Raw genomic sequence first — 1,983 nt, forward strand, 5'->3', positions numbered from 1 at the left:
CTTGATATAAATGCGTGTATTCAACTTCAACCGCGAGATATAGTAAGTCTCTTTATCATGAATGGCTTGTAAGTCTCCTAAATCGAAGTAACCAAGATCACGTAAACACAAGTCGCCTGCTTCTACGGTTTTAAGACAGATGGTACCGTATGTTTTATCATTGTTTTTTCCTGGTCCAAGCTGCACGTTAAGGAATTGACCATTAAGTAAATCATATTCCGATTGGATTTTCACGCCTGCCTTATTACTACTCCGACCTGAACCTTGATAGTTAGTGGCGAATTGATCGGGCAGTTGAAACACTGTTGCATCTAGAATACGGATACGATTGAAAGTAGAGATTATATGTGCAGAAAGTGAGTGATTTGAACAGAGTTTTTGTGTGAGAAGAGAAGTAAAAACTTCTCGAAGAAATGCGACAGCTGCTGGATTAAAGCGTTGATTCAGTCCTTCTGGACTTATGAGTGTAGCTGTATTTGCATAAAGCTGACTACATAATTAAGTGAGAGAATCACTTGCTACATGTTGACTAATCCAGATACATAAAGCAGCCAAATCAAGCGCGCCATACTTACTTTTACGTTTTCCAAAACCTGTCTCTTGTGCAAGTTGTTGAAGAATATGTGGAGATAGATATCGCTGTATTTCTTTAGCGAACAACTGAAATTCATCCTGAATTGATAGAGTCATAAAAGAACGCCATCCTTTCTCTGTATTTCTACAAAAAGAATAGCGTTTTTTTTCTTTACGGATACACTTTTTTAGCTTGATACCGATGTTTTATGTCTCTCAATCAATTGAAGAACCTCAGCCATTTGTTTAAATAATTAATATCCCAAAATATCTACTTCAGCTGCTGAAGCAAATCCATTCTGTCCATTTGTTACTTCTACTTTAACATATTTTGCAGTAACAGGATTAAATGTTGCATTTTTCTTATTACTATTATTTTCCCATGTTCCTGATGATATTTTGTCATACTTAACGCCATCTACACTCGTATAAATATTGTAAGTTAAAATACGGCCATTTTCTGACCCATCTTGCCTTGGAAGATATGCCAATTGTGAAATGGTACGTGTATCACCAAGTTCTAGTGTCAAATTGTAAGGATATTGATTTGGTGTCCAACTACTATGCCAAAATGTATCTGTCTTTCCATCTATCGCCTTACTAGCTGAACCCGTTGATTCCTCACTATTTGCACTTGCTTTCATTATTTTTTTAGACAATACAGCAAGTGGTTTAACAGGTTTAGCATCCGTCGCTTCCCAGATAGGGGCAATTAATGTTGGATGATTCAAAGCTTCGATTTTTTGTCGTGTTTCTGTTGATGCTTTCAGCCCCCATTGATCAAAGAAAGGAAGTAAATTTTGTTTTGCTACCTTTGAAGTATTGTAAATAAATGCTTGTATTTTATCTTCGTCCGTTTTTGGAAGTTGATCCTCTGGTAACTCTCGATATAGTTTGTGGAGATTTGGATAAAAATCATCACCATATGCTAAATGAAGCTGCCAAAGCATAACAAGTTTTACAAACAGGTCGTCAATGTTTTTATATTCTTTATTCGTTTGTTTTAAGTAAGCAAAAGCTCTATTATAATCTCCCTCTGTATCTAAACGTGTTGGTTGATTTGGGTATATTTTCTTGAATGCAGCTAAAGAATATAGATTAACAGTGACTTCACCCATACCTCTTAAATCATTCCAAGTCCATGGATATTGTTGTCGTGCATGTCCCGCTTCATGCATTTGTCCCCATCCAAACTCATTGACATTTAAAGTACTTTTGATTGCTTCACCAGCAGTCGTAAAGACAGCTCCATCCCAACTTGCATACATCCCCCAACTTTGTGCGTTAGGGTTTTCTACAAAGGCCCAAATGCGACGAGTTGAGCGATGTAAAGGATTAGGCTCTGTTTCAGATAGCCCCGATATCCTATCTTGCGCTCGAATCATTTCATCATACTTATTTAATAGTGGC

General features: G+C 36.9%; 1 protein-coding gene and 1 pseudogene. Both read right to left on the reverse strand.

Annotation, left to right across the window (positions count from 1 at the left end):
• Positions 1-690 (reverse strand): annotated as a pseudogene (locus GFJ36_RS16925) (IS4 family transposase); the annotation flags it as partial.
• Between the two features lie 137 nt (positions 691-827).
• Positions 828-1,983: M60 family metallopeptidase (locus GFJ36_RS16930; RefSeq protein ID WP_194956673.1), on the reverse strand; the 1,156-nt coding region annotated here is incomplete at its 5' end.

Origin of the sequence: Bacillus sp. EE-W1, assembly GCF_009760835.1 — a bacterium.
GTDB lineage: Bacteria > Bacillota > Bacilli > Bacillales > Bacillaceae_G > Bacillus_A > Bacillus_A wiedmannii.